26 protein-coding genes are annotated in these 22,679 nt (G+C 60.7%); 5 read left to right on the top strand and 21 right to left on the bottom strand.

The window, feature by feature from the left end; translation table 11 throughout:
* Window positions 1–17 precede the first annotated feature (17 nt).
* Both HU754_RS09505 and HU754_RS09500 read left to right on the top strand, forming a co-directional pair.
* Window positions 18–842, top strand: a complete 825-nt coding sequence (locus HU754_RS09505; RefSeq protein WP_016987501.1) for an ion transporter — start codon at window positions 18–20, stop codon at window positions 840–842.
* Window positions 843–946: 104 nt separating this feature from the next.
* Entirely contained in the window at window positions 947–1,945 is a 999-nt protein-coding gene (locus HU754_RS09500) for a sulfate ABC transporter substrate-binding protein (RefSeq protein WP_116256522.1), read from the top strand.
* Window positions 1,946–2,184: 239 nt separating this feature from the next.
* On the opposite strand, the gene HU754_RS09495 is transcribed toward HU754_RS09500, so the two are convergent.
* A complete protein-coding gene (locus HU754_RS09495; protein ID WP_186625203.1) occupies window positions 2,185–2,796 on the bottom strand; it encodes a DUF5666 domain-containing protein in 612 nt (203 codons plus the stop codon).
* Between the two features lie 241 nt (window positions 2,797–3,037).
* Here HU754_RS09495 and HU754_RS09490 point away from each other — a divergent pair, with 241 nt between their 5' ends.
* Window positions 3,038–4,225, top strand: coding sequence for an MFS transporter (locus HU754_RS09490; protein ID WP_186625201.1), 1,188 nt, complete (start codon window positions 3,038–3,040; stop codon window positions 4,223–4,225).
* Between the two features lie 69 nt (window positions 4,226–4,294).
* On the opposite strand, the gene HU754_RS09485 is transcribed toward HU754_RS09490, so the two are convergent.
* The 12 genes from HU754_RS09485 to ccmA form a co-directional block, all read right to left on the bottom strand.
* Window positions 4,295–4,699, bottom strand: coding sequence for a type II toxin-antitoxin system HicB family antitoxin (locus tag HU754_RS09485; protein ID WP_186625199.1), 405 nt, complete (start codon window positions 4,697–4,699; stop codon window positions 4,295–4,297).
* The gene (locus HU754_RS09480; protein ID WP_095050205.1) at window positions 4,699–4,911 is read right to left on the bottom strand and encodes a type II toxin-antitoxin system HicA family toxin; all 213 of its coding nucleotides are present in this window, start codon (window positions 4,909–4,911) and stop codon (window positions 4,699–4,701) included. The genes HU754_RS09485 and HU754_RS09480 overlap by 1 nt, the downstream gene beginning before the upstream one ends.
* Window positions 4,912–5,118: 207 nt before the next feature.
* On the bottom strand, window positions 5,119–5,523 hold the full coding sequence (locus HU754_RS09475) for a hypothetical protein (protein ID WP_016987493.1): 405 nt from the start codon (window positions 5,521–5,523) through the stop codon (window positions 5,119–5,121).
* A 25-nt stretch (window positions 5,524–5,548) separates the two neighbouring features.
* Complete coding sequence (ccmI, locus tag HU754_RS09470) at window positions 5,549–6,751, bottom strand: c-type cytochrome biogenesis protein CcmI (RefSeq protein WP_186625197.1); 1,203 nt, start codon at window positions 6,749–6,751, stop codon at window positions 5,549–5,551.
* Window positions 6,748–7,218: a cytochrome c-type biogenesis protein gene (locus HU754_RS09465; protein WP_186625189.1), complete on the bottom strand. Its 471-nt coding sequence runs from the start codon at window positions 7,216–7,218 to the stop codon at window positions 6,748–6,750. Before HU754_RS09465 ends, ccmI begins: the two co-directional genes overlap by 4 nt.
* Window positions 7,215–7,751, bottom strand: coding sequence for a DsbE family thiol:disulfide interchange protein (locus HU754_RS09460; protein ID WP_093439831.1), 537 nt, complete (start codon window positions 7,749–7,751; stop codon window positions 7,215–7,217). The genes HU754_RS09465 and HU754_RS09460 overlap by 4 nt, the downstream gene beginning before the upstream one ends.
* Window positions 7,748–9,736 carry a heme lyase CcmF/NrfE family subunit gene (locus HU754_RS09455; RefSeq protein ID WP_186625187.1) on the bottom strand — a complete coding sequence of 663 codons (1,989 nt, stop codon included), beginning with the start codon at window positions 9,734–9,736 and terminating at the stop codon, window positions 7,748–7,750. Before HU754_RS09455 ends, HU754_RS09460 begins: the two co-directional genes overlap by 4 nt.
* A gap of 3 nt (window positions 9,737–9,739) precedes the next feature.
* On the bottom strand, window positions 9,740–10,195 hold the full coding sequence (gene ccmE / locus HU754_RS09450; RefSeq protein WP_053118425.1) for a cytochrome c maturation protein CcmE: 456 nt from the start codon (window positions 10,193–10,195) through the stop codon (window positions 9,740–9,742).
* Window positions 10,192–10,368 (bottom strand): heme exporter protein CcmD, encoded by a 177-nt coding sequence (gene ccmD, locus HU754_RS09445; RefSeq protein ID WP_003222944.1) that lies wholly within the window; start codon window positions 10,366–10,368, stop codon window positions 10,192–10,194. The genes ccmE and ccmD overlap by 4 nt, the downstream gene beginning before the upstream one ends.
* On the bottom strand, window positions 10,365–11,120 hold the full coding sequence (locus tag HU754_RS09440; RefSeq protein WP_016987487.1) for a heme ABC transporter permease: 756 nt from the start codon (window positions 11,118–11,120) through the stop codon (window positions 10,365–10,367). Before HU754_RS09440 ends, ccmD begins: the two co-directional genes overlap by 4 nt.
* A 78-nt stretch (window positions 11,121–11,198) precedes the next feature.
* Window positions 11,199–11,867: a heme exporter protein CcmB gene (gene ccmB, locus HU754_RS09435; RefSeq protein WP_007919970.1), complete on the bottom strand. Its 669-nt coding sequence runs from the start codon at window positions 11,865–11,867 to the stop codon at window positions 11,199–11,201.
* On the bottom strand, window positions 11,864–12,499 hold the full coding sequence (ccmA, locus tag HU754_RS09430) for a cytochrome c biogenesis heme-transporting ATPase CcmA (protein ID WP_186625185.1): 636 nt from the start codon (window positions 12,497–12,499) through the stop codon (window positions 11,864–11,866). The genes ccmB and ccmA overlap by 4 nt, the downstream gene beginning before the upstream one ends.
* A 197-nt stretch (window positions 12,500–12,696) precedes the next feature.
* Here ccmA and fliK point away from each other — a divergent pair, with 197 nt between their 5' ends.
* Both fliK and HU754_RS09420 read left to right on the top strand, forming a co-directional pair.
* Window positions 12,697–14,271, top strand: a complete 1,575-nt coding sequence (gene fliK / locus HU754_RS09425) for a flagellar hook-length control protein FliK (RefSeq protein WP_186625183.1) — start codon at window positions 12,697–12,699, stop codon at window positions 14,269–14,271.
* Window positions 14,268–14,597 carry an EscU/YscU/HrcU family type III secretion system export apparatus switch protein gene (locus HU754_RS09420; protein WP_186625181.1) on the top strand — a complete coding sequence of 110 codons (330 nt, stop codon included), beginning with the start codon at window positions 14,268–14,270 and terminating at the stop codon, window positions 14,595–14,597. The genes fliK and HU754_RS09420 overlap by 4 nt, the downstream gene beginning before the upstream one ends.
* Window positions 14,598–14,702: 105 nt before the next feature.
* Here the strand turns inward: HU754_RS09420 and HU754_RS09415 are convergent, their stop codons facing one another.
* From HU754_RS09415 to HU754_RS09380, 8 genes are all read right to left on the bottom strand, one after another.
* Window positions 14,703–15,095 (bottom strand): DUF2802 domain-containing protein, encoded by a 393-nt coding sequence (locus HU754_RS09415; protein ID WP_186625179.1) that lies wholly within the window; start codon window positions 15,093–15,095, stop codon window positions 14,703–14,705.
* Entirely contained in the window at window positions 15,096–15,581 is a 486-nt protein-coding gene (locus HU754_RS09410) for a chemotaxis protein CheW (protein WP_003222936.1), read from the bottom strand. It abuts the gene before it with no gap.
* Between the two features lie 90 nt (window positions 15,582–15,671).
* Window positions 15,672–16,631: a CheW domain-containing protein gene (locus HU754_RS09405; protein WP_186625177.1), complete on the bottom strand. Its 960-nt coding sequence runs from the start codon at window positions 16,629–16,631 to the stop codon at window positions 15,672–15,674.
* 105 nt (window positions 16,632–16,736) lie between these two features.
* Window positions 16,737–17,525 carry a ParA family protein gene (locus tag HU754_RS09400; RefSeq protein ID WP_008077691.1) on the bottom strand — a complete coding sequence of 263 codons (789 nt, stop codon included), beginning with the start codon at window positions 17,523–17,525 and terminating at the stop codon, window positions 16,737–16,739.
* Between the two features lie 43 nt (window positions 17,526–17,568).
* A complete protein-coding gene (gene motD / locus HU754_RS09395) occupies window positions 17,569–18,459 on the bottom strand; it encodes a flagellar motor protein MotD (RefSeq protein ID WP_093439795.1) in 891 nt (296 codons plus the stop codon).
* Between the two features lie 12 nt (window positions 18,460–18,471).
* Complete coding sequence (locus tag HU754_RS09390) at window positions 18,472–19,212, bottom strand: flagellar motor protein (protein WP_003222929.1); 741 nt, start codon at window positions 19,210–19,212, stop codon at window positions 18,472–18,474.
* Window positions 19,212–20,348, bottom strand: coding sequence for a protein-glutamate methylesterase/protein-glutamine glutaminase (locus HU754_RS09385; RefSeq protein ID WP_095050191.1), 1,137 nt, complete (start codon window positions 20,346–20,348; stop codon window positions 19,212–19,214). Before HU754_RS09385 ends, HU754_RS09390 begins: the two co-directional genes overlap by 1 nt.
* A gap of 49 nt (window positions 20,349–20,397) precedes the next feature.
* Entirely contained in the window at window positions 20,398–22,668 is a 2,271-nt protein-coding gene (locus tag HU754_RS09380; protein ID WP_186625175.1) for a chemotaxis protein CheA, read from the bottom strand.
* Window positions 22,669–22,679: the final 11 nt, after the last annotated feature.

Genomic DNA, 22,679 nt, shown 5'->3' with positions numbered 1-22,679 from the left:
CGATTCAGGCGTTATCCATGGACAGCAGCAACAGTTGGCGCGAACGGCTTTACGTCATGATTTTCCAGAGCGACACCCTCGCCGGGCGTCGCTTCGACGGCATCCTGCTGTTGATCATCCTCGCCAGTCTGGTGATCGTGATGCTCGACAGTATCGACAGCATTCACCAGAACTATGCCGACGTGCTGGCCTACATCGAGTGGGGCTTCACGATCATCTTTCTCGGCGAGTACATCCTGCGTCTGTACTGCTCGCCCAAGCCGTTGCGCTACGCCTTCAGCTTTTACGGGCTGGTGGATCTGCTGGCGATCGTGCCGGGCATCCTCGCCCTGTATTACAGCGATGCGCAGTACCTGCTGATTATCCGGATCATCCGCATGCTGCGGATTTTCCGCGTGCTCAAGCTCAGCCCGTACCTCAAGCAAGCCAATTATCTGATGTCGGCGCTGCGCGGCAGCAAGCAGAAGATCGTGGTGTTTCTGGTCAGCGTCTGCACCCTGGTGACGGTGTTCGGCACCCTGATGTACGTGATCGAAGGCCCCGAGCATGGCTTCACCAGCATTCCCAAAGGCATCTATTGGGCGATCGTCACGCTGACCACCGTGGGCTTCGGCGACATCGTGCCGAAGACCCCGCTGGGTCAGGTGATTTCGTCGCTGGTGATGATCACCGGTTACTCGATCATCGCCGTGCCGACCGGGATTTTCACCGCCGAACTGGCCAACGCCATGCGCGGCGAACAGCTGCAACACGATTGCCCGGTGTGCAAGAAAAACAGCCATGAACATGGCGCCGCTTTTTGCTCGCGATGCGGCAATGCGCTGTTCAAGAAACTGGAATAAGCAAAGAGCTTTTTAATCTTTAAACGACTATGCGCGCGCCGTTATAGTCAGTGGCAATTGAACATCACCCCCTGCTTCTACACCGATAAAACAAGGAATGCGCAGTGAAAAAACTCTTTGGCGCCTCACTTCTCGCCGCCGGCCTGGCCTTGGCCAACATCGCTCAGGCAGCCCCGACGCTGCTCAACGTTTCCTACGACGTGATGCGCGATTTCTACAAGGACTACAACACTGCGTTCCAGAAACACTGGCAAGCCGAGCACAACGAAAACATCACCGTGCAGATGTCCTTCGGCGGCTCGAGCAAGCAAGCGCGTTCGGTGATCGACGGCCTGCCGGCTGACGTCATCACCATGAACATGGCCACCGACATCAACGCCCTCGCCGACAACGGCAAACTGGTCCCGGAAAACTGGGTCACGCGTCTGCCGAACAACAGCGCACCGTTCACCTCGGCCACCGTGTTCATCGTCCGCAAAGGCAACCCGAAAGCGCTGAAAGACTGGCCGGATCTGCTCAAGGACGGCGTGCAAGTGATCGTGCCAAACCCGAAAACCTCGGGTAATGGCCGCTACACCTACCTGTCGGCCTGGGGTTATGTGCTGAAGAACGGTGGCGACGAGAGCAAGGCCAAAGACTTCGTCGGCAAACTGTTCAAGCAAGCGCCGGTACTCGATACCGGTGGCCGTGCGGCGACCACCACGTTCATGACCAACCAGATCGGCGACGTGCTGGTGACCTTCGAAAACGAAGCGGAAATGATTGCCCGCGAGTTTGGTCGTGATCAGTTTGAAGTGATCTATCCGAGTGTTTCGGCAGAGGCTGAGCCGCCGGTTTCTGTGGTCGATAAAGTGGTCGACAAGAAAGGCTCGCGTGCGGCGGCGGATGAGTACCTGAAGTACCTGTGGTCGCCGGAAGGCCAGGAGATTGCTGCGGCAAACTACCTGCGTCCACGTGACCCGGCGGTGCTGGCGAAGTACACCGATCGCTTCCCGAAAGTTGATTTCCTTTCGGTGGAGAAGACCTTTGGTGACTGGCGTACGGTGCAGAAGACTCACTTCAATGATGGTGGGGTTTTCGATCAGATTTATAGCGGGCAGTAAGGTTTAAGCCGTGATGAAAAAGGCGACCCTCAGAGGTCGCCTTTTTTGTGGCCGCTTTACCCTCACCCCAGCCCTCTCCCGGAGGGAGAGGGGGCCGACCGAGGTGTCTGGCGAGTTACATCGACCTGAGAAACCTTATCGATTATGGATTCGGCATCGCAGTTTCAGGTCGGCGTATTCCTTCAACATCCCCCAATCGGTCCCCTCTCCCTCCGGGAGAGGGCTAGGGTGAGGGGCTTCTACATCGGCGGCGTCACCCCATCCTTCCCCGCAGAAATAGATTGCGCCGTCAGCGTGCCATCCGCACCCTGCGTGACGAACGTAACAATCTTCACCCCGACCTTCAGCAAACTCCGATCCCCGGGCACCAGCTTGACGATCGGCACATCCTCCGGCACCAGAATTTTCTGCTGCCCGCCCTTGTAGTTCACCGTCAGCACTCGCCCGTTACTCACCACCAAATCGCCGACGCTGCCATTGGTCATGCTGCTGCCCTTGGCCAGATCAAACGGCCGATGGCCGTCGCCGCTGCCCGCCAGTTCCGGCGGAAACACATGCACCTCCAGTGCCTTGAGCGTGCCATCCTCCTGAGGCATCGCCGCCGAACCAATGTAACTGCCGGGTTTGATGTCCTCGATATTGGCCAGGGTGACCGCGCGAACTTTAGTGTCACCCGTCAACTGAATCACCACGTTCTCGCCGCTGTTGACGTGGACTTTGAGGCTGTCGGCGCTGACCCCGGTAATCTCGCCGCGCACACCGAGGCGCATCCCCGGTGCGTCGGCGGCCTGTGCGCTCATCGCGCCGAGCAGGCTAGTCAGGACAATCGTTGCGATAAGACGAAGCTTCATTGCAATCCTCCGGTCATGAATGTTGAACAAGCCAATACAAACATAAGCACGCTATCGAACAGGATGTAAGTGAATGTATCATCGACCCGCAACGGTCGGACGCAAGGTCCGCCGATGGATGACACACTGCTAGCACCCCGTCATTGCGCAACGGAATAACCGATATCAACCGAAGGCGTCTTCTGCCCATCCGGTTTGCCCCATAGCCTTAGCGCATTCTTTCGCTGGATCGAGAAACCTTATGACCACCACCACTCACGCAATGACCCGAGGCATGGTGCTGCTGTTCGCCTTCTGCTGCGGCGCCATCGTTGCCAACATTTACTACGCGCAGCCGATCATCGGCCTGATCGCGCCGGACATCGGCCTCTCCGACACCATGGCCAGTTTCATCGTCTCGCTGACGCAGATTGGCTATGCGCTGGGCCTGTTCTTTCTGGTGCCGCTGGGCGATCTGCTGGAAAACCGCCGTTTGATGATCATCACCACCGTGGTGGCGATTGCCAGCCTGTTGGCGGCGGCGTTTACCGATCAGCCGAACGTTTTCCTGCTGATCTCGTTGCTGGTGGGCTTCAGTTCGGTGTCGGTGCAGATCCTGATTCCATTGGCTGCGCACCTGGCACCGGAAGAATCCCGTGGCCGGGTGGTCGGCGGGATCATGGGCGGCTTGTTGCTGGGTATCCTGCTGGCACGACCGGTATCGAGCGTAGTCGCCGACCATTTGGGTTGGCGGGCGATGTTCATGATTGCCGCCGCATTGATGGCGGCAATCAGCGTGGTACTGGCGCTGACCGTGCCCAAGCGCCAGCCCGATCACAGCGCCACGTATGGCCAGTTGATCGGTTCGCTGTGGACCCTGCTGCGCCAACAACCGGTGTTGCGCCAACGGGCGTTTTATCAGGGTTGCATGTTCGCCACGTTCAGCCTGTTCTGGACTGCGGTGCCGCTGGAACTGGCGCGCAACCATGGCTTGTCGCAAAGCGAAATCGCGATCTTCGCCCTGGTCGGCGCCATCGGTGCCATCGCCGCGCCGATCAGCGGACGTCTGGCTGACGCTGGCCACACCCGCATCGCTTCGCTGCTGGCGATGATATTTGCCAGCCTGAGCTTCCTGCCGGCGTTCATTCATCCGGCCTACAGCGTCATCGGCCTGGCCGTGACCGGCGTGGTGCTCGACTTCTGCGTGCAGATGAACATGGTCCTCGGCCAGCGCGCAGTCTACTCGCTGGACGCCAAAAGCCGTGGTCGTCTGAACGCGCTGTACATGACCAGCATCTTTATCGGCGGCGCCTTCGGCTCGTCGGTGGCCAGTGCGGTGTATGAGCATGGCGGCTGGTTGTGGATCGTGATTGTCGGCAGTGCGTTCCCGCTGTTGGCATTGTTGCGGTTTTTGAGTGTTTCGCAGCGTGGTTCACTGGCGACGGCGTAAGGCTTCAAAAGCTTCGCGAGCAGGCTCGCTCCCACAGGTTACTCACTGAGTCTGGGGGAGCGATGAAGCTTAATAACGAACCAGTTTCTCCATCGCCGCGTCCGCCAGAAAGGAGGAGCGGCTTTTGACATTGTGTTCGCGCACATAACGATCGATGCGCTGAATCACATAACCGGGCAGCGTTACGTTGACCTTCTCGGTCTTGCCGAGATAGGGCGAAATGTCCAGCTCGAGCATGCCCCACCCCATGTCGGCAAAGTCCGGATTACTGCGATGAGCGGATGCCGAAGTCGGCATAGGAATCGACTCCCCGTCCGCCGCAATCTCCTGCAGCAGGATGTGGGCGACTTCAACTGCCGCGTTGTAGGCATCTTCAAAGCTATCCCCTGCTGTAACGGCGCCGGGAATATCGGGGATCTGAATACCGATGGCAGTATTCTCGTCTCCCCACTCGATACAGATTGGATATTGCATTATGGATCTCCTTCGAAACTGGCTGGCGGGTTGTACAACCCGGCACGTCTCCTGATGCTTTTGACTGTCCCCAACGGCAAATCCTTTTTCGGATGAGGAACGGGAATCGTGTAAGGGTTGTAACGGTGCCTGAAAATGTGATGACTGCCGGTAATCCGGTCCAGCGTCCAACCCGCCTCCTCCAGCTCCTTGATCAATAACCTGCTTTGCACCAATAGCCTCCTTGCCTCGGCCCATTAAAAGTAACCCTAGAGTTATCTTTACTCAAGCACGAAAATCCACAGAGCGACGTCCGGTTGTTTTACAGAGTGTGATTGAAACGCTAGACCCTGAGCTTTACGCAGCACTTCCTTGAGCAATTTCTGTGCGAACCCAACAGGCACACAGCAAAACGGCGATCCAAAGATCGCCGTTTTCATTTACTGCCCAAACTGCTTGCCCAGTCCCGGGGGCACGCCGTGGATGTTGGTGTCTTCCCACGGGCCGTTGGGGCTGACCGAGCGGCTCCAGCCGTTGTTCCAGCGGTAGTAGGTGCGCTGGCGGTAGAAAGTGTTGGTCTGGTCGTCGAGGACGTAGACGCCGAGTTTCTGGTCCCAGTGGCTGTTGCCGCCCGGCGGTGGAGCGAAACTGGCCGAGGTGCGCGGGACCGGCTTGGCCGGTTTTGCCGGGATGCTTTTGCCTGGGGTCGGCGAGGTCGACGGGGTCGGACTGGGTTGCGAAGGCGGGATCGGCGGCAGGTTGGTGGTCGGTTCCGGTCGTTGCACCGCACATGCACTCAAGCCCAGGGCCAGTGTGAGGACTGTGATTCGGGCGATGGTGTGCATGGCGGTGCTTTCCTGTTGTGTCCGGCTATTGGTCCGGGCTGTCGATGGTCAGTTTTTGTAGCGCAGTGGTGCTGCTGGCCAGAGGGCCGCTGCGACCGACCCACTCGCCGGCAGTCGGTTGGCCGGCGCGGGAGATGCGCGCAACCAGTTGGACTTCAGGGAAGTTCGACAGTTTCAACTGCGGCATCATTGCGTCGGCATCGCCCAGTTCGACGGTCACCGGTAGATCGGCCACGGTTAGACGCTTGGCGGCCAGTGGTGCCGGCGGGCCGGAAGTCGCGCGGGCAAAGATGAACACACTGTCGCCCGGTTGCACTTTGCTTCGGAGTTCGCTGGAAAGATCGACGCTGACTTTCAACAGCGCAGCTTTCGCGGCTTGCGGTGCCTGAGCGACTTTGCCGCCGCTGGCTTCCAGACGTTCGGCGGCACGTTTGATCCCGCCTTGCAGCGCCGCGCGGGAATTGTCTTCCGGCGGCAATTGCGCCAGCAAGCGGGTCCAGTAGTCGATGGCTTCCTGATAACGCTCGCCTTCGAACGCGGCGATACCGAGCAGACCAAGGCTAGTGACTTCTTTCGGATCAGCCTTCAGCGCTTCGTCGGTCAGGGCCTGAATCTTCGCCGACCATTTCTTGCCATCCGCAAAATACTGCGCCTGCGCCCACTGGCCGAGCAGTTCCGGTTGACGACCGGCCAGATTGGCAGCGCGTTCGAACATCTTTGCCGCGTCCGCCGGACGCTCTTGCGCCATGTAGGTACGACCGAGGAAATACAGGCCTTCAGCGGAGTCCGGCTGCGCCGCGACGGCACGTTCCAGACGCTGGGTCATCTCTTCCATCGACTGCGGCGCCTGGGCGAATTCGCGGGTCAGTTCAACCTTGTCGGCAGCGCCGAAATGCAGATACAGACCCAGGCCCAACACCGGCACCAGCACTGCCGCCAACAGCGGCAAGGGTTTACCCAGCTTGGACACACGCGGTGCGGCAACGCCTTCGGTATCCGCCAGCAACTCACGCGCCGCCTCGGCGCGGCCGCTGTCCATTTGCGCCGCGTCGAGTACGCCTTCAGCCTGTTGCGACTGCAATTCGGCGACGCGCTCCTGATACAGCGCGACGTTCAGAGCAGTCCGATCCTCTTCACGCTGGGCGCGACGCTCACGCAGCACCGGGATCAGCAGAAAACTCAGGGCGACCAGAAGCAACAGCCCTGCGGCAAGCCAGAAATCAATCATTCTTGGTTTTTATCCAACAGTTGGTCGAGACGCTGACGTTCTTCGACGGACAGCGCTTGCGGGGTCTCGGCACGCTGGCCACGACGACGGCGAACGATCACCGCGATCACCACGACACCACCGAGCAGCAGCCCGGCCGGGCCGAACCACAGCAGTGCGGTCTTGGCATTGAGCGCCGGTTTGTAGCGGACGAAATCACCGTAGCGATCGACCATGAAATCGATGATCTGCTGATTGTCCTTGCCCTCGCCGAGCATGCGGAAAATCTCTTTGCGCAGGTCAGCGGCAATCGGCGCGTTGGAGTCAGCGATGTCCTGGTTCTGGCACTTGGGGCAGCGCAGTTCCTTGGTCAGTTCGCGGAAACGCTCGCGATCAGCTTCTTTGGCGAACTCATAGGTATCGATCGCGGCATGGGCGACGCCGGCCAGACTCAAGCCCAAAACCACGGCAGCCAGAAAGCGCTTCATGGCTTGGCCTCATCGACCAGCGCCTGATACTTGGCGGCGAGTTTTTCGCGCCAGACCTGCTCGTCGATCACGCCGACATATTTGTCGCGGATGATGCCCTTGGCGTCGATGAAGAAGGTTTCCGGTGCGCCGTACACACCCAGATTGAGGCCCAGCGAGCCCTCTTCGTCGCGGATATCCAGCGCATACGGATTGTGGAATTCGGCCAGCCACTTCAAGGCATCGGCGTTGGTGTCCTTGTAGTTGATGCCGTAGATCACCACACCGCGCTCGGCGAGTTTGTTCAGCACCGGATGCTCGACCCGGCAGGAAATGCACCAGGTGCCCCAGACATTGACCAGCGCCGGTTTGCCGAGAATGTCAGCCTTGGTCAGGGTCTTGTCGCCCTGCACCGCCGGCAACGAAAACTCCGGGAACGGCTTGTTGATCATCGCCGACGGCAGCTCCGCCGGATCAAGGTACAGACCGCGATAAAGAAATACCGCCACCAGCAGGAAAATCGCCAGTGGCACCAGCATCAACCAACGTCTCATGCAGCCGCTCCTGTCATGCCCAGTGCTTCACGTACCTTGGCTTTCACCTTGACCCGATAACGTCGATCCAGCGCCGCCAGCAAACCACCCAAACCTGTGAGCAAACCGCCGAACCAGATCCAGCGCACAAACGGCTTGACGTGCACGCGCACCGCCCATGCGCCATTGTCCAGCGGCTCGCCGAGGGCAACGTAGAGGTCGCGAGTGAAACCAGCGTCGATCCCGGCTTCGGTCATCATCGAACTCTGCACGGTATACAGGCGTTTTTCCGGGTGCAGCACGCTGACTTCCTTGCCGTCGCGGATCACCCGAATGGTGCCTTTGTCAGAGGTGAAGTTCGGCCCTTCGAAGTGCTTGGCGCCTTCAAAGATGAAGTGATATCCGGCCAGGTCCATCGACTCGCCCGGCGCCAGACGCAGATCGCGCTCGGCACTGTTCTGGCTCGACAACACCACGCCCAACGCACACACGGCGATGCCCAGGTGCGCGATCTGCATGCCCCAATAGCTGCGAGTCAGCGTCTGCAGGCCTTTGATCAAACCTTTGTGGCGAGTCTTGTCGACGATGTCGCGCGCACCGGCGAGCAACACCCACGCGGCGAGCAGGAAGGTCGCGATCACTGCCCAGTTGAAATCGCCGTAAGCGACACCAGCCACCACGGCCAGCGCGACGCTGCCGAGCAGTACCGGCGTGAGCATGCCGGCCAGCCATTTCACCGGCGTGTCTTTCCAACGCACGATCACGCCGATCGCCATCACCACCATCAGCAATCCCATCAACGGGATGAACAGCGCGTTGAAGTACGGCGGGCCAACCGACATCTTGGCGCCGCTCAGGGCATCGAGAATCAGCGGGTACAGCGTGCCGAGCAGGATCATCGACGCGGCGACGACCAGCACCAGGTTGTTGCCCAGCAGCAGGGTTTCCCGCGACCACAGGTTGAACCCGACCTGACTCTTCACCACTGGTGCGCGCAGGGCGAACAGCGTCAGCGAGCCGCCGACCACAAACAGCAGGAAGATCAGAATGAACACGCCGCGCTCCGGGTCAGAGGCAAACGCATGCACCGAGGTCAGCACGCCGGAACGCACGAGGAACGTGCCAAGCAGGCTCAGCGAGAACGCGGCAATCGCCAGCAACACCGTCCAGCTCTTGAACACGCCACGTTTTTCCGTGACCGCCAGCGAGTGGATCAGCGCGGTGCCGACCAGCCAAGGCATGAAAGAAGCGTTTTCCACCGGGTCCCAGAACCACCAGCCGCCCCAGCCGAGTTCGTAATACGCCCACCACGAACCGAGGGTGATGCCGATGCCGAGGAAGGCCCAGGCGACGATGGTCCACGGACGCGACCAACGCGCCCACGCAGCATCAAGGCGACCGCCCATCAACGCGGCGATGGCGAAGGCGAACGCCACCGAAAAGCCGACGTAGCCCATGTACAACATTGGCGGGTGAACGATCAGGCCGATGTCTTGCAACAACGGATTCAAGTCGGCGCCATTGCTGGGCATTTGCGGCAGGATGCGTTTGAACGGGTTGGACGTGAGGATCAGAAACAGCAGGAAACCGGTGCTGATCATGCCCATCACCGCCAGTACACGAGCGAGCATGACTTGCGGCAACTGCCGCGAGAACACCGACACCGCGAACGTCCAGCCGCCGAGGATCAACGCCCACAACAGCAACGAACCTTCGTGGGCGCCCCACACCGCGCTGAATTTGTAGTACCACGGCAACGCGGTATTGGAGTTGTTGGCGACATAGGCGACGGAGAAGTCATCGGTCATGAACGCGTAGGTCAAAATGCCGAACGCAAACAGCAAAAAAGCAAACTGCCCCCACGCCGCTGGCTGGGCCAGACTCATCCAGAAACGGTCGCCGCGCCAGGCACCGACCAATGGCACCACGGCCTGCACCAGCGCAAAACACAGGGCCAGAATCATCGCCAGATGGCCGAGCTCAGGAATAAAAATTGCCGAGGTCATCGATCAACCCTCCTTCGCAGGCGTTGGTGCCGATTGACCACTGTCTTTCAAGGCTTTGGTCACTTCCGGCGGCATGTACTTCTCGTCGTGCTTGGCCAGCACTTCATCGGCCACCACCACGCCGTCGGCGTTGATCTTGCCGAGGGCGACGATGCCCTGCCCTTCGCGGAACAGATCCGGGAGGATGCCGCGATAGGTGATGGTCACGGATTTGTTGAAGTCGGTGACGACGAATTTGACGTCGAGCGAATCCGGCGAGCGTTGCAGCGAACCCTTCTCGACCATGCCGCCAGCACGGATGCGCGTGTCTTGCGGTGCTTCGCCGTTGGCAATCTGGGTCGGCGTGTAGAACAGATTGATGTTCTGCTGCAGGGCGCTGAGCGCCAGGCCGACGGCAGCGCCGACCCCGACCAGAATGGCCAGAATGATGATCAGACGTTTCTTGCGCAGCGGATTCACTTGCCGTTCTCCCGGCGCAGACGACGCGCCTCTTGTTGCAGATAGCGCTTGCGGGCCGCGATCGGCGCCACCACGTTGAGGATCAGCACCGCCAGACAGATGCCGTAGGCCGACCAGACATACAGGCCATGATGGCCCATGGCGAGGAAGTCGCCGAATGAAGCAAAACTCATCGAGCGGCCTCCAGACTGTGCTGCACTTCTTCTTTCACCCAACTGGCGCGGGCCTCACGCTTGAGCACTTCGAGGCGCATGCGCAGCAACAGCACGGCGCCGAAGAAACAGTAGAAACCCAGCACCGTCAGCAGCAGTGGCAGCCACATTTCCGCGGGCATCGCCGGTTTTTCGGTGAGGGTGAAGGTCGCGCCCTGGTGCAGGGTGTTCCACCACTCCACCGAGTATTTGATGATCGGGATGTTGATCACGCCGACGATGGCCAGCACCGCGCAGGCCTTGGCGGCGCTGTCGCGGTTGCTGATGGCATTGCCCAGCGCGATAACGCCGAAATACAGGAACAGCAGAATCAGCATCGAGGTCAGGCGCGCATCCCAGACCCACCACGAGCCCCACGTCGGTTTGCCCCAGATCGCCCCGGTGACCAGCGCGACGGCGGTCATCCACGCGCCGATCGGTGCGGCGCATTGCAGGGCTACATCGGCCAGTTTCATCTTCCACACCAGCCCGACCACACCGCACACCGCCAGCATCACGTAGATCGACTGAGCGAGCATCGCCGCAGGTACGTGGATATAGATGATGCGAAAGCTGTTGCCTTGCTGATAATCCGGCGGCGCGAAAGCCAGGCCCCAAACGACGCCGACGCCGATCAGCAGCAACGCTGCGATGCTCAGCCATGGCAAGAACTTGCTGCTGATGCCGTAGAACCACTTGGGCGAGCCGAGCTTGTGAAACCAGGTCCAGTTCATACTGTTTCCATCACGGGTGCCGCTCATCGGTGTGAGCAGTCTCAGGGTCTTTGCTGGTTAAATTTTAACCAGACCTCATTATTCGCCGACGCTGATCTTCAGGCCAGCAGCTATTGCAAACGGTGTCAGGGTGATCGCCAGGGCGGTCAGGCTACCCAGCCACAGCAGATACCCGGTCGCCGGCATGCCTTGGAGGGCTGCCTGCAAAGCGCCACTGCCGAGGATCAACACCGGGATGTACAACGGCAGAATCAGCAGCGCCAGCAACAGGCCGCCACGCTTCAAACCGACCGTCAGTGCCGCGCCCACCGCGCCGAGCAAGCTCAGCACTGGTGTTCCCAGCAACAACGAAAGCAGCAAAACCGGCAGACAGGCGGCAGGCAAACCGAGCATCAACGCCAGCAGCGGTGAGAGCAGAACCAGCGCCAGACCGGAGAAAAGCCAGTGTGCCAGCACCTTGGCCAAGACCAGAAGTGGCAACGGGTGCGACGAAAGGACCCACTGTTCCAGCGAGCCGTCTTCGAAATCACTGCGGAACAGCCCGTCCAGCGAGAGCAGGACCGACAACAGCGCCGCCACCCAGACTAACCCGGGGGACAGGTTTTGCAACACTTGAGTTTCCGGGCCGACGGCCAGCGGGAACAACGCGATGACGATGGCGAAGAAAATCAGCGGATTGGCCAGTTCCGCCGGGCGGCGAAACAGCAGTCGGGATTCACGGGCAACCAGCAGGCCAAACACACTCATACTGCCCAGTTCCCCAGATCGATGTCGCGATAACCGGCCGGCATCCGGCTCAGCGTGTGATGCGTGGTCAACACCACTAGGCCACCGCGTTCGCAGTGTTCGGCCAGATGCTCTTCGAGCTGCGCCACGCCCTGTTTGTCGAGGGCGGTGAACGGTTCATCGAGAATCCACAACGGCGGGCTGTCCAGATACAAACGAGCCAACGCCACGCGGCGTTGCTGACCGGCGGACAGACTGTGGCAGGGAACATCTTCGAAACCGCGCAATCCTACGGCTGCCAAGGCTTGCCAGATGGCGGCGCGTTCGGCGGGATGATGCAGGGCGCAGAGCCAGGAGAGGTTTTCTTCCGGAGTCAGCAAATCCTTGATCCCGGCGGCGTGGCCGATCCACAGCAAGTTGCGTGCGAGTTCGCTGCGTTGTTCGGTCAGCGGCTGGCCATTGAGCAGGACGTGCCCGGCGGTCGGCTGCATCAGCCCTGAAAGCAGACGCAACAGGCTGGTCTTGCCGCTGCCGTTGGGTCCGCTGATCTGCACCATATCGCCACTGGCGAGTCTCAATTCGAGATTTTCGAAGAGCAGCCGCAGATCACGTTCACACGCGAGGGCAACGGTTTGCAGGACAGGACTGGTCAAGGGATCACGGGCCTTATACGGTTCAAGTCGGCTCTGGCGCGGCCGTTAAAGAGATGCAGCATAGATGCAATGACGGCTCGATCTAGAGAGCTGGGTCAAACAATTGCTATGTTTTTTATTCGAAGCGCAAGACGGGCGGCATTATACATGTCGTGCCTTACTCTCAAGAGTGCATTTTCCTCAGGTTGTGTCCGCGTATGACAGGCGAAATAAACATCCTCCCGCTCCCGCCCACCACCCAGGCGACCGTTCGCCCGCAGGTCGGTGAGCTGCTCAAGCTGCTGACCCCGGTCGAAGGCCTGATCGGCGCCGGGCAAAGCGCCAAGGCCGAGGTGTTGTCGCTCAAGCAGGCGGATCAGACTTTTCAGTTATTGCTCAAGGTGACCGTCGACGGCGGACGCCAGACCACCGTGCAAGCGACCAGCAATCTGCCGCTGCCACAAGGTACCAGTCTGGCGATCACTCAGCCCTCGGCGGGCAATCTGGCGATTACTGTGCAACAAGCCATTGCCAGCAGCGTCGCCGCCCTCACCCGCATCGACACCGCGCAATTGCCGGTCGGTACGCTGCTGCAAGGCAAAGTGCTGACCTCGCAGGCGCTGCCGCAGACGCCGGGGCAGGCAGCGGTGTTCCGCTCCTTGGTCAGTTTGCTCAACACCGCCCAGAGCGGCAGCACATTAACCATCGACAGTCCACAGCCGCTGCGCATCGGCACTTTGCTGTCGGCGTTGGTCGAAGACGCACAAACCCTGAAATTCCTGCCAATGAGCAGCCGTCAGGAACAATTGGCCGTGAGTCAGCAACTGCTCGGCCAGCAAAGTCGTCAGGCGTCGCTGAGCGGGTTGTTGAACGCGCTGCAAAACCTGCCACCCGCCACCGACCAAACCTCTGCGGATCTACGCGCGTTGGTCGACAAGCTCCTTGCCAGCCTCCCGGACGTGCAACAACTGAGCACCGCCAAAGGCGTGGCCCTTGCCCTGGCCAACAGCGGCGTGTTCCTCGAAGGCAAACTGCTGACCGGGCAGAACCCGACGCTGGCACCGGACATGAAAGCCGATCTGCTCAAGCTGATCGCACAACTGACCCCGGGTTTGCCGAGCAGCACCAGTTTCAACGCAATCATCGCCGCCAACACCCTGGCGCAAGCGCTGCCGAGTTTCGTCCGCAACGCCCTCGGCATGCTCGGCCAGGTCAGCGCCAAACCTGTACCGAGCAGCTTCCCGCTGCCCGACCGCCTGCTGCAAAGTCTGGACGGCGAAGGCGATCTGGAACAGTTGCTGCGCCTCGCCGCTGCCGCTGTTTCGCGCCTGCAAAGCCATCAGCTGTCGAGCCTGGAGCAGACCGGCGTCACCGACGACGGGCGCCTGCTCAGCACCTGGCAACTGGAAATTCCCATGCGCAATCTGCAGGACATCGTGCCGTTGCAGGTCAAGTTTCAGCGTGAAGAAGCACCGGAGCGAGAACCGCAAGCGAACGAGCGCCGCGATGAGCGCGAGCCCAAGCAACAACTGTGGCGCGTCGATCTGGCGTTCGACATGGAACCGCTCGGGCCGATGCAGATTCAGGCGCAGTTGATCGCCGGCAGTCTGTCCAGCCAACTGTGGGCCGAACGGCCGTACACCGCCGAACTCATCGAAAACAACCTGTTTGCCCTGCGCCAGCGCCTGCTCGATCGCGGGCTCAACGTCGGCGACATCGACTGCCACCATGGCACCCCGCCGCAAGGCAACCAAACCCGTCTTGAACATCGCTGGGTCGACGAAACCGCATGAACGATTCCACTGCCCCACGCCAGGCCATCGCCCTCAAATACGACGGCAACCACGCGCCAACCCTCACCGCCAAAGGTGATGACGAACTGGCCGAAGAAATCCTGCGCATTGCTCGCGACTGTGAAGTGCCGATTTACGAGAACGCTGAACTGGTGCGGTTGTTGGCGCGAATGGAACTGGGCGATAGCATTCCTGAAGAGCTGTATCGCACGATCGCCGAGATCATCGCGTTTGCGTGGAACCTGAAGGGCAAATTCCCCGAGGGGCAGGACCCGAATGCGCTGATGGTCGAGAAGGATGTTACCGATCGCGGGGATGATTACTGAGAATTCGAAGACGCCTTCGCGAGCAAGCTCGCTCCCACATTAGACCGAGATCGAATGTGGGAGCGAGCCTGCTCGCGAATGGCTATTTCAGCGTGATCGCAAAAATCAGTTCTTGTGAAGTTTGCGCATCAACTCCGCCTCAGCCTGGGTCAACCCACACGACTGAGTCAGTTCATCGACGCTTGCGCCCATGCCCACCAGTTTCGCCGCCTGGGCGAATGACAGGCTCGACGGGTCGCGTTGTTCAAGCGCGACAATCTTGTCCGGCAACGGATTCACCACCGCGCGCAACTCGTGCAGGGCGTCGCCCATGCGCACGTTGCCGTTCTGGTAGTCGTCGACACGCTTGGCCAGTTCCTTGATGCGCTGATCACGCAGCGCATCGCCCTGGGCCTGTTGCGCAGCGATTACCCGCTGCGCCTTGATGTACGACACAAACATTGCCAGCGTGCCAGCCCAGAAGAGGAACAGGACAATGACCGCAACCTCGAGAATCAATCAGATGCTCTCCAGTTCCGACCATTCTTCTTCGCTCATCATCTTGTCCAGCTCGACCAGGATCAGCAACTCGTTGTTCTTGTTGCACACGCCCTGGATGAACTTGGCCGACTCTTCGTTGCCAACGTTCGGCGCCGTCTCGATTTCCGACTGACGCAGATAAACCACTTCGGCCACGCTGTCGACCATGATGCCGACGACTTGCTTGTCAGCTTCGATGATGACGATACGGGTGTTGTCGCTGATCTCGCCGCTGTTCAGGCCGAAGCGCTGACGGGTGTCGATCACGGTGACCACGTTACCGCGCAGGTTGATGATACCCAGCACGTAGCTTGGCGCGCCCGGCACCGGAGCGATCTCGGTGTAGCGCAGCACTTCCTGAACGCGCATCACGTTGATGCCGTAAGTCTCGTTGTCCAGTTTGAAGGTCACCCATTGCAGGATCGGATCTTCAGAACCTTTTGCATTCGTCGCCTGACTACTCATACCCTGACCCCTCGAAAAAACCGCTCTGAGCGGTGTGTGTTCTGTGTGGCGGCATTCAACAATGCCGTCGCCTGATTGTTATGTCGGCTGCTATGTCGGTTTATGTAGCGGCTTGTGGCCGCCGAGGTGCTTTGCCCCACCGCTGGCGATCAACTCGGCCAGTGCGGAAACGTCAAGCAATGCACACATGTGCTCAATCACGGTGCCGGCGAGCCATGGCCGCTGACCCCGGTGACTTCTCCATTTGATTTCATTCGGGTCCAGACGCAATGAGCGGCTGACCTGATGCACCGCCAGCCCCCACTCGTAACCTTGTACCGAAATCACGTACTGCAGGCCCTGACGGAAGTCATCGCGGTAGCGATCCGGCATGACCCAGCGCGCGGTGTCCAACACTTTCAGGTTGCCGGCCTGGCTCGGCAAAATCCCGAGGAACCATTCCGGCTGACCGAACAGCGGCGTCAGCTCGTGGCCGGCCAGCGAGTAGATCGAGCCGAGGCACACCAGCGGCACGGCCAGCGTCAGGCCGGCAACGTCGAACAGCAGGCATTCGAACGCTTCCGAGGCCCAGGCCGGGCGACCATCGGTTTCCACCGGTGGCGGCGTATTGCTCGGCGGCAGATGTACCTCCACCAGCGGCGGAACCAGCGTCTGCTCTAAGGGCGCGGGTGCAACCGGAGCTGGGGCCGGTTCGACCACTGCCGGTTCCGGCGCGGTTTTCAGCAATTGGGTTTGCAGCAGCGGTGCCAGTGTCGAGACCGGCGCGCGAACCGGCTCGGCTTCTTCAATCAATGCAACCGGTGCCTTGGCGACCGGTGCGGCGGCAGGCGCGACAACCGGCGCAGCAGGCCTGGTCGATTTCTGTGCGTCACGCGCCTGCTCTTCCAGCACTGCGGCCTGGAATTCGTCCAGCGTTTCGGTGCTTTCGACTACTTCAGGCTGCGCCTCAATGACCGGCGGCAGCTCCTCAGGAATTTCCAGCAGCAAATTATCCAGATAAGACTGCAACGCCAATTGCGGACGCGATGTGAGCTTCACTGGGCGGTTCATCGGTCAACAGCGCCGGACAGGGAAACCGCGTCGCCTGCTTCGCGAGCAGGCTCGCTCCCACAGGATTTGTGCAAGTCAGGCATGCGTGATCGGGACAGGTTCATCTCACGCCACCTGCGGAACAAGTTGTTGCGCCAACAGATGCTTGAGCAGCGCGCGATACGCCAGCACGCCACGGCTCTTGCCGTCGAATTGCGAAGGCGTGACACCGGCCCGGCTGGCGTCGCGCAGACGGGTATCGACCGGGATATAACCCTGCCAGATCTCGTCGGGGAATTTGTCGCGCAGCACGCGCAAGGTATGCATCGAGGCCTGGGTACGGCGGTCGAACAGGGTCGGCACGATGCTGAACGGCAGCGCCTGTTTGCGCGAGCGGTTGATCATCGCCAGGGTGTTGACCATGCGCTCCAGGCCTTTGACGGCCAAGTGTTCGGTCTGCACCGGAATCACCAGTTGCTGGCTCGCCGCGAGGGCGTTGACCATCAGCACGCCGAGCAACGGCGGGCTGTCGATGACAGCGTAATCAAAGTCCTGCCACAGCTGCGCCAGACTCTTGGCGATCACCAGACCGAGACCACTCTGTCCCGGCGACTGCCGCTCAAGGGTTGCCAACGCGGTGCTCGATGGCAGCAGGGAAATGCGTTCGTCGCTGGTCGACAACAGCAACTGCCCCGGCAGGCCTTGCGGCACGCTGCCCTTGTGCAGAAACAGGTCGTAATTGCTGTGTTCCAGGCTGTCGGGGTCATAGCCGAAATAGCTGGTCATCGAGCCGTGCGGGTCGAGATCGACCACAACCACGCGCTTGCCCGCCTCCGCCAGCAATCCGGCTAAAGCGATGGAAGATGTGGTTTTACCGACACCACCCTTTTGATTGGCGACTGCCCAGACTCTCATTCGGTTCGTTCCTCCCGGCCGATATGCTCGACCGAGACATAGCTCAGCGTGTTAATGCGGGTGACGGAGAATTGACGGCACTCTCGCGTCCCGGCGTCTTGACCGGGGTAGGTGCAGTTTGTGTGCCAGCACGCTTCAACGCAGCATCCGGTTGCGCATGGGCGGTTCCAGTGCCGGTCAGGCTGCGGCGTACATCGAGGTTTCGCGACACCACCAGCACGACGCGACGGTTCTTCGCGCGGCCTTCAGCGGTGGCGTTGTTGGCCACCGGCTGGAACTCACCGTAACCCACTGATGCCAGGCGACCAGGGTTGACACCCTGCATTGCCAGCATGCGCACGATGCTCGCCGAGCGCGCCGAGGACAGCTCCCAGTTGGTCGGGTACTGCGCGGTGCGGATCGGTTGATCGTCGGTGAAACCCTCGACATGGATCGGGTTATCGAACGGTTTCAGAATCGCTGCAACCTTGTCGATGATGTTGAAGGCGATGTCACTCGGCATGGCGTCGCCGCTGCCGAACAACAGGCTGGAGTTGAGCTCGATCTCGACCCACAACTCGTTGCCGCGCACGGTCATCTGATTCGAGCTGATCAAATCGCCGAACGCGGCGCTGATGTCATCGGCGATGCTTTTCAGCGGATCGCTGGCACCGGCAATACCGGCGTCAACCTGCTCGGCGTCCTTGACCAGCGGCTTGGCCGGGGTCACGGTCTTCGGTCGTTCATCGCCAATCGGGATCGGTTTGAGCGAGCGGTCGGAGTCGGTGAAGACGCCGATCAGCGCTTCGGAAATGACTTTGTACTTGCCTTCGTTGATCGACGAAATCGAGTACATGACCACGAAGAACGCAAACAGCAGCGTGATGAAGTCAGCGTAGGAAACCAGCCAGCGTTCGTGGTTTACATGCTCTTCCTGGTGGCGACGACGTGCCATGAGGTTATTCCCTTAATCCATGAAGCCTTGCAGCTTCAACTCAATGGAGCGAGGGTTTTCACCTTCGGCGATCGACAAGATCCCTTCCAGCAACATTTCGCGATAACGCGACTGCCGCAACGCGATTGACTTCAGCTTGGCCGCCACTGGCAACAACACCAGGTTGGCACTGGCCACGCCGTAAATGGTTGCGACGAACGCCACGGCGATGCCGCTGCCCAGTTGTGTTGGATCAGCCAAGTTGCCCATCACGTGGATCAGGCCCATCACCGCACCGATGATGCCGATGGTTGGCGCGTAGCCGCCCATGCTTTCAAAGACTTTCGCCGCTTCGATGTCGCGGGCTTCCTGGGTGTAGAAGTCCACTTCGAGGATGCTGCGGATCGCTTCCGGCTCGGCGCCATCGACCAACAGTTGCAGGCCTTTGCGCGAGTAATTGTCGGGCTCGGCATCCGCCACGCCTTCCAGGCCCAGCAGGCCTTCCTTGCGTGCGGTGAGGCTCCAGTTGACGACGCGATCGATGCCACCGGCCAGATCGACCCGTGGCGGAAACAGAATCCAGGCGAGGATCTGCATGGCGCGTTTGAACGCGCTCATCGGCGATTGCAGCAGTGCGGCACCGATGGTGCCGCCCAGTACGATCAATGCCGCCGGGCCGTTGGCCAGCGCACCGAGGTGACCACCTTCAAGGTAGTTACCACCGATGATGGCGACGAACGCCATGATGATCCCGATAAGGCTTAAAACATCCATCAGAGACACGCCTCGACAATGTGCTTGCCGATGTCGTCGAGGCTGTACACCGCGTCGGCGAGGTCGGCTTTAACGATGGCCATCGGCATGCCGTAGATCACGCAGCTTGCCTCATCCTGTGCCCACACTGCGCTGCCGCCCTGCTTGAGCAGACGCGCGCCTTCACGGCCGTCGGCGCCCATGCCGGTCAACACCACCGCCAGAACTTTGTCGCCGTAGGATTTCGCCGCCGAACCGAAGGTGATGTCCACACACGGCTTGTAGTTCAGACGCTCGTCGCCCGGGAGGATTTTCACCGCGCCACGGCCGTCGATCATCATTTGCTTGCCACCCGGTGCCAGCAACGCCAGGCCCGGACGCAGGATGTCGCCATCCTCGGCTTCCTTGACGCTGATGCGGCAGAGCTTGTCGAGACGTTCGGCGAAGGCCTTGGTGAACGCTGCCGGCATGTGCTGGATCAGCACGATCGGCGCCGGGAAATTCGCCGGCAACTGAGTCAGCACGCGTTGCAGCGCAACCGGGCCGCCAGTCGAGGTCCCGATGGCAACCAGTTTGTAGGCCTTGCGTTTCGGCGCGGGCGACGAAGCGCTGGCGGCTGGAGCGCGAGTCGGCGCTGGTGCTGGAGCCGGACGCGTTGGTGCACTGGTGCTGTGGCTGCTGAAGCTCGATGCTGCCGGAGCAGGCGTCGGCGCTGGTGCCGCAACCGGCGCAGGCGCGCTGTAGGCACTGAAACGACGATTACTGCGCGAGATGCTATGGACCTTCTCGCACAGCAGTTGCTTGACCTTCTCGGGATTGCGCGAGATGTCTTCGAAATTCTTCGGCAGGAAATCCACCGCGCCGGCGTCCAGCGCGTCCAGAGTTACCCGGGCGCCTTCGTGCGTCAGCGAGGAGAACATCAACACCGGGGTCGGGCAGCGCTGCATGATGTGCCGCACCGCCGTGATGCCGTCCATCATCGGCATCTCGTAGTCCATGGTGATCACGTCCGGCTTGAGCGCCAGCGCCTGATCAATCGCCTCTTTACCGTTGGTTGCAGTGCCGACCACCTGAATGCTCGGATCCGCAGAAAGAATTTCCGAGACGCGGCGGCGGAAAAAACCCGAATCGTCCACCACCAGGACTTTGACTGCCATAAACACTCCATTAGGTGCAGCGGGACGTTGTCGCCCCGCCGCCCCGGATTCAAATACGCCGTGCGGCGTAACGCTTGAGCATGCTTGGAACATCGAGAATCAGCGCGATGCGGCCGTCACCGGTAATGGTGGCGCCGGACATGCCCGGAGTGCCCTGGAGCATTTTGCCCAATGGCTTGATGACCACTTCTTCCTGACCGACCAGTTGATCGACGACGAAGCCGATCCGCTGAGTGCCCACCGAAAGGATCACCACGTGGCCTTCACGCTGCTCTTCGTGAGCGGCGGAGCTGACCAGCCAGCGCTTGAGGTAGAACAACGGCAGCGCCTTGTCCCGCACGATCACCACTTCCTGACCGTCGACGACGTTGGTGGTCGACAGGTCGAGGTGGAAGATTTCGTTGACGTTGACCAACGGGAACGCAAACGCCTGATTGCCGAGCATGACCATCAGGGTTGGCATGATCGCGAGGGTCAGCGGCACCTTGATGACGATCTTCGAGCCCTGGCCCTTGGTCGAGTAAATGTTGATCGAACCGTTGAGCTGGGAAATCTTGGTCTTCACCACGTCCATGCCGACACCGCGGCCGGACACATCGGAGATCTCGGTCTTGGTCGAGAAACCCGGGGCGAAAATCAGGTTGTAGCACTCGGTATCGCTCAGGCGATCGGCCGCGTCCTTGTCCATCACGCCGCGTTTTACCGCAATGGCGCGCAGGACGTTCGGGTCCATGCCTTTGCCGTCATCGGAAATCGACAACAGGATGTGGTCGCCTTCCTGCTCGGCGGCCAGAACAACACGACCGCCACGGGCCTTGCCCGATGCCTCGCGCTCTTCCGGCGACTCGATGCCGTGGTCAACAGCGTTGCGCACCAAGTGGACCAGCGGGTCGGCCAGGGCCTCGACAAGGTTTTTGTCGAGGTCGGTTTCTTCGCCCACCAGTTCCAGGTTGATCTCTTTCTTGAGCTGACGCGCGAGGTCACGAACCAGACGCGGGAAGCGCCCGAAGACCTTCTTGATCGGCTGCATCCGCGTCTTCATCACCGCGGTCTGCAAGTCAGCCGTCACCACGTCGAGGTTCGACACGGCCTTGGACATCGCTTCGTCGCCGCTGTTGAGGCCCAGGCGCACCAGACGGTTACGCACCAGCACCAGCTCGCCGACCATGTTCATGATTTCGTCGAGACGGGCCGTGTCGACGCGCACGGTGGTTTCGGCTTCGCTCGCCGGTTTTTCCGGTGGCGGTGTCGCCGGCGCACGGGCCGGAGCCGGTGCAGCAGCGGCAGCCGGTTTCGGCGCTTCGGCTTTCGGCTCAGGCTTGGCGGCAGGCTTGGGCGCTGCAGCAGCGGCCGGTGCCTTGGCAGCCGGCGTGGCGACGGTCGAAGCACTGCCAGCAGCAGCGGTGCCGACTTCGGAGAACTTGCCTTTGCCGTGCAGTTCGTCGAGCAGCGATTCGAACTCGTGATCGCTGATCAGATCGCTGCCGGCAGCGGCGGCCGCTGGAGCAGCCGGCGCAGGTGCCGAAGCAATCGCCGACTCCAGCGCATCCACGGCAAAGTTGCCCTTGCCATGCAACTGATCGAGCAGGGCTTCGAATTCGTCGTCGGTGATGTCGGAGCTGTCGCCCTTGGCCGGTGCCGCAGGAGCTGCTGCAACTGGCGCAACCGCGTCCACCGCGAACTGGCCCTTGCCGTGCAACTGATCGAGCAAAGACTCGAACTCGGCATCGGTGATTTCATCGCTCGCGGCTTCAGCGGCCGTTTGCGCAGGTGCAACAGCGGCCGGGGCTTCGGCTTCAGCCTTGACGGCGTTCAGCGAGTCCAGCAGTTGTTCAAATTCGTTATCGGTGATGTCGCCCGACGCGTCGCCTTCGACGACCAGTTCTTCGATCATCTCGGCCACCGGCGATGCCGGGGCGGCATCCGCCGATTGCGGTTCGGCCAGACGCGCCAGGGCGGCCAGCAGTTCCGGGGTGGCAGCGGTGATCGGTGCACGCTCACGGACTTCGCTGAACATGCTGTTCACCGCGTCCAGTGCTTCGAGGACAACGTCCATCAGTTCTGCATCAACGCGACGCTCACCCTTGCGCAGGATGTCGAACACGTTTTCGGCGATGTGACAGCACTCCACCAGCTCGTTGAGCTGAAGGAAGCCGGCGCCCCCTTTTACAGTGTGGAAACCGCGAAAAATTGCGTTGAGCAGATCTGCGTCATCCGGGCGGCTTTCCAGCTCGACCAGTTGTTCGGACAGTTGCTCAAGAATCTCGCCGGCCTCAACCAGGAAATCCTGAAGGATCTCTTCATCGGCGCCGAAGCTCATTAATGGGGTGC

The organism is Pseudomonas zeae, assembly GCF_014268485.2.
Classification (GTDB): Bacteria; Pseudomonadota; Gammaproteobacteria; order Pseudomonadales; family Pseudomonadaceae; genus Aquipseudomonas; species Aquipseudomonas neuropathica.
The sequence above is the reverse complement of the archived record's forward strand: the minus strand, read 5'-3'. Positions and strand labels throughout refer to the sequence as shown.

Bases quoted from the DNA above. Each gene is read 5' to 3' on its own strand.
- HU754_RS09505 (WP_016987501.1), top strand. From the start codon at position 18: ATGGACAGCAGCAACAGTTGGCGCGAACGGCTTTACGTCATGATTTTC.
- HU754_RS09495 (WP_186625203.1), bottom strand. From the start codon at position 2,796: ATGAAGCTTCGTCTTATCGCAACGATTGTCCTGACTAGCCTGCTCGGC.
- HU754_RS09490 (WP_186625201.1), top strand. From the start codon at position 3,038: ATGACCACCACCACTCACGCAATGACCCGAGGCATGGTGCTGCTGTTC.
- HU754_RS09485 (WP_186625199.1), bottom strand. From the start codon at position 4,699: ATGCAATATCCAATCTGTATCGAGTGGGGAGACGAGAATACTGCCATC.
- HU754_RS09475 (WP_016987493.1), bottom strand. From the start codon at position 5,523: ATGCACACCATCGCCCGAATCACAGTCCTCACACTGGCCCTGGGCTTG.
- ccmI (WP_186625197.1), bottom strand. From the start codon at position 6,751: ATGATTGATTTCTGGCTTGCCGCAGGGCTGTTGCTTCTGGTCGCCCTG.
- HU754_RS09465 (WP_186625189.1), bottom strand. From the start codon at position 7,218: ATGAAGCGCTTTCTGGCTGCCGTGGTTTTGGGCTTGAGTCTGGCCGGC.
- HU754_RS09460 (WP_093439831.1), bottom strand. From the start codon at position 7,751: ATGAGACGTTGGTTGATGCTGGTGCCACTGGCGATTTTCCTGCTGGTG.
- HU754_RS09455 (WP_186625187.1), bottom strand. From the start codon at position 9,736: ATGACCTCGGCAATTTTTATTCCTGAGCTCGGCCATCTGGCGATGATT.
- ccmD (WP_003222944.1), bottom strand. From the start codon at position 10,368: ATGAGTTTTGCTTCATTCGGCGACTTCCTCGCCATGGGCCATCATGGC.
- HU754_RS09440 (WP_016987487.1), bottom strand. From the start codon at position 11,120: ATGAACTGGACCTGGTTTCACAAGCTCGGCTCGCCCAAGTGGTTCTAC.
- ccmB (WP_007919970.1), bottom strand. From the start codon at position 11,867: ATGAGTGTGTTTGGCCTGCTGGTTGCCCGTGAATCCCGACTGCTGTTT.
- fliK (WP_186625183.1), top strand. From the start codon at position 12,697: ATGACAGGCGAAATAAACATCCTCCCGCTCCCGCCCACCACCCAGGCG.
- HU754_RS09420 (WP_186625181.1), top strand. From the start codon at position 14,268: ATGAACGATTCCACTGCCCCACGCCAGGCCATCGCCCTCAAATACGAC.
- HU754_RS09410 (WP_003222936.1), bottom strand. From the start codon at position 15,581: ATGAGTAGTCAGGCGACGAATGCAAAAGGTTCTGAAGATCCGATCCTG.
- HU754_RS09405 (WP_186625177.1), bottom strand. From the start codon at position 16,631: ATGAACCGCCCAGTGAAGCTCACATCGCGTCCGCAATTGGCGTTGCAG.
- HU754_RS09400 (WP_008077691.1), bottom strand. From the start codon at position 17,525: ATGAGAGTCTGGGCAGTCGCCAATCAAAAGGGTGGTGTCGGTAAAACC.
- motD (WP_093439795.1), bottom strand. From the start codon at position 18,459: ATGGCACGTCGTCGCCACCAGGAAGAGCATGTAAACCACGAACGCTGG.
- HU754_RS09390 (WP_003222929.1), bottom strand. From the start codon at position 19,212: ATGGATGTTTTAAGCCTTATCGGGATCATCATGGCGTTCGTCGCCATC.
- HU754_RS09385 (WP_095050191.1), bottom strand. From the start codon at position 20,348: ATGGCAGTCAAAGTCCTGGTGGTGGACGATTCGGGTTTTTTCCGCCGC.
- HU754_RS09380 (WP_186625175.1), bottom strand. From the start codon at position 22,668: ATGAGCTTCGGCGCCGATGAAGAGATCCTTCAGGATTTCCTGGTTGAG.